This is a genomic window from uncultured Senegalimassilia sp. (assembly GCF_934632265.1).
GTDB lineage: Bacteria > Actinomycetota > Coriobacteriia > Coriobacteriales > Eggerthellaceae > Senegalimassilia.
Window position 1 is genome coordinate 1 of record NZ_CAKTYH010000170.1, and the last position, 3,059, is coordinate 3,059.

The window sequence follows — 3,059 nt, forward strand, 5'->3', positions numbered from 1 at the left end:
AGCGCGTCCATCTCCTTGGGGACCGCCTTTGCGCAGAGCTGATAGGCGATGTTGGCCGCCACCACCAGCGCGATGGCGAACAAGATGGCGTACGGTCGCGCCATCGTGCGCATGGAATCCTTCATTTCCGTCACGCCCCTTCCCTACTTCGCGCCTTGCAATTCGTGCTCCACGGCCGAGGTGCCGCACAGGTACCCGCCGCAAAACGCCAGTCCCACGTCGCCCATGAGCGAGCCCAGGATGGGGTCGCCGATGTAGCTGTTCTCGCCGCACGCGCCGCCGGCGGTGTGCCAGCCAGCGTACAAACCGGGGATGACCAGGCCGTCCGTGCCCATGACCTGCATCTGGTCGTTGATCAGCAGGCCGGCCTTCGTGCCGTACAGGTTGCCGCCGATGCGGCAGCCGTAGAACGGCGGCTTGGTGATGGCGTGCAGCCACTCGGGCGGCATGGGGTACATGAAGTCGTCCTCGCCGCGTTCGCAGCACTCGTTCCACTTCGCCACCGCCTCGGTGAGCACGCCGGGCGCGAAGCCCAGGTCGGCCTCAAGCTCCTCAAGCGTGTCGCGGCGCTTGAGCACGTCGGCGTCGATGGCGTCCTGCACGCCGTGGTGCCAGTCGCGGTAATGCTCGGGCACCTTGTCGATCTGCTCCAGGTCGGGCGTGAGCAACTTGCGGCAATGCTCCTGCGCGAACCCCGCCAGGTGATCCTCGTAATCGGCGTCGAAGATGATGTAGCTGCGATGCCCCGGAGGCGTCATCTGGATGGTTGCCAGGTCGCCCAGGGCGTAGATGGCGTTCGCGCCGTCCTCGCCCACGCGGCTGTCCATGTAGCGAAGGCGGTTGCCGCAACGGTCGATGGTCAGCCACGGCTGGCGCGAAAGCTGCGTCATACCGTCGTACAGGAAGCGCGCCCACTGGCCGCCTTCGGCCTGCCAGTCCACGCCGCCGTCGAAGCTGGCCGAGCTGTTGAAGCCCGACACGTCGGCGCCCGCGCCCAGGCCCATGCGGAAGCACTCGCCCGTTTCGCCGCCCACCAGGTAGCTCGATGCGCAGCCCATGGCCGCCGTGGGGATGTACTTCTCCAGCAGCGCCTTGTTGTTGCAGAAGCCGCCGGCCGTCAGGATGACGGCGCCCTTGGCGTGGATGTACACCTCGTGGTCGAAATCCTCGCGCGCCACCAGGCCCACGATGCGCCCCGAATCGTCGCGCACCAGCGCCGTTGCCGGGCACTGGAACTTGTAGCGCACGCCGTTTCTCTGCCCGAAGGCGAACATGGCGTCGGTGGCGTCCTTCATCTTCAGCACGTGATGATCGAGCGTGGAGTTCTTCGGCGCCACGTACACCGGCACCTCGCCCAAACGCCAGCGCACGCCGCAGTCCGCCATCCAGTCCAGGCTTTTGCCGCCTTCGCTGGCGATCTTGTAGATCAGCTTCGGGTCGGCAGCGTAATGGTACTCGTCCATGGCCCAATCGGTCAGCGCCTGCGCGTCGAAGGGGTAGCTGGGGAAGGCGAAGTGCTTCTTGTTCTGGCCGGAGAACCCGCCCAGGATGCCGCACATGCCCGCGGACTGCGCGTTGCCGCCGTGCAAACCCAGCGCCTCCACGCAGATGACGTCGGCGCCCAGCTCGGCGGCGCGCGCAGCCGCGTTCAGACCGCCGCCGCCTGCGCCCACCACGCACACGTCGCACTCGTAGTCCCACGTCTCGGGGACCGCGCGCGGGGCGATGGGCGTGGCGTCGTTCGCCGGGAACGCCGCAGCGTTGTGCTCGCGGTACGTGCCGTCCGCGCCGCTGCCGTTGGTGGCGGCGCTATCGGGCACGGCGACGTTCTTCGAGCCGTCGGCCGCCCAATCGCCGATGACGCCCTGCTCCACAGCCAGCGCCGCCGCGGGCATGGCCGCCGTGGCCGCCGTGCCGCCCACTACGGCGCAGGCGGCGCTGAGAAAGCCGCGGCGCGTGATGCCGCGCGCTTCGCTATCGTGCTTGCTCATGTCCTCCCCTTTCGCTAGTTGCTCGATTTCGCCTGGTCAGCGGTCGTTTCGGCCGCCTGACCCAAGGCGTTGTCGACCGCCTGCTTCACGCCCGCGGTGGTGATGGTGGCCCCGCTGACGGTGTCGATGTCCGAGCCCTGAGCGGCCTCGATCATCTTGGCGAAGGTGCCGTCGCGCACCGCCTCGAAGCCGCCGACGCTTTGCGTCTCGCCGTCTTGGGTTGTTTCCAGGCACGTGATGCGGTTGTCGTCGACCAGGAGCGTGACGGTCACGTTGCCGGCCATGGCCTTGCCCGTGCCCGTGTACACCCCGTCGCGCAACGGCGTGTCGCACTTCTTGACCGGGTCGATCTGCACTACCGCGTCCCACGGATCGTCGGCGTGCATGGCCAGCTGCTCGGCGCTTGCGGCGTCTTTGGACCCCGAACCCTCGAACGATGCGCCGCAACCCGAAAGCCCCAGCACAAGCGCCGTCGCGCCGCAGGCCGCTGCTGTCGTCTTCCTCATGTCGGTCCTTCCTTTCCGAAACCGGCTTGCCTGAATGCGGCAAGCGGATCTGCGCTACTTGGCCGGGCTGCTCCAGCCTTCCGGCACCTCCCAGCTATGGCACGTGTTGCAGTACATGACCGACTGGCCGTGCACGCTATGGCAGTTGCTGCAATCGATGGCCTCGCCCTGGTGCGACCTGTGCGGGTTCACGCCCGCCTGACCGCCCCAGTTCTCGGTGGCGGCGACCACGTCGTTCCAGTCGTGGCATCCGGCGGTGGCGCATTGCTGCTTGTCCGCGGTGATCAGCTGCGGGGTCAGGCTGCCGTCGGCGTTCGTCTCAAACGACCCGGAAACCCACGCCATTCCCTCGTTGACCTGGGCCTCAAGCGTGGCCTCATGGCACTGCAGGCACGTGACGCCCTCCTGCTGATGCGCCACGGCAAGCTGCGCATGGGCCGCATCGCCCTCGCCGTAGTAGCCGTCCACGTAGTAGTCCATGGGCTCGTGGCAGATGGCATTGCAGAAGCTCGGCTGCTCATGCCACACCAGGCCACCGCCGATGGCGGCGATCAAAACCACG

Annotated in this window: 3 protein-coding genes; all 3 read right to left on the bottom strand. The window is 67.5% G+C overall.

All coding sequences use genetic code 11. The features are described from left to right. Positions 1-143: 143 nt before the first annotated feature. Complete coding sequence (locus Q0H50_RS09075) at positions 144-1,991, bottom strand: FAD-dependent oxidoreductase (protein ID WP_294421633.1); 1,848 nt, start codon at positions 1,989-1,991, stop codon at positions 144-146. A 14-nt stretch (positions 1,992-2,005) separates the two neighbouring features. Continuing rightward, positions 2,006-2,497, bottom strand: a complete 492-nt coding sequence (locus tag Q0H50_RS09080) for an FMN-binding protein (protein WP_294421635.1) — start codon at positions 2,495-2,497, stop codon at positions 2,006-2,008. 54 nt (positions 2,498-2,551) lie between these two features. Beyond that, a partial coding sequence (locus Q0H50_RS09085) for a cytochrome c3 family protein (RefSeq protein WP_294421636.1) occupies positions 2,552-3,059 on the bottom strand: 508 nt, incomplete at its 5' end.

What these genes read in the sequence shown, in the direction of transcription:
- Q0H50_RS09080 (WP_294421635.1), bottom strand. Translation starts at nt 2,497, where the DNA reads ATGAGGAAGACGACAGCAGCGGCCTGCGGCGCGACGGCGCTTGTGCTG.
- Q0H50_RS09075 (WP_294421633.1), bottom strand. Translation starts at nt 1,991, where the DNA reads ATGAGCAAGCACGATAGCGAAGCGCGCGGCATCACGCGCCGCGGCTTT.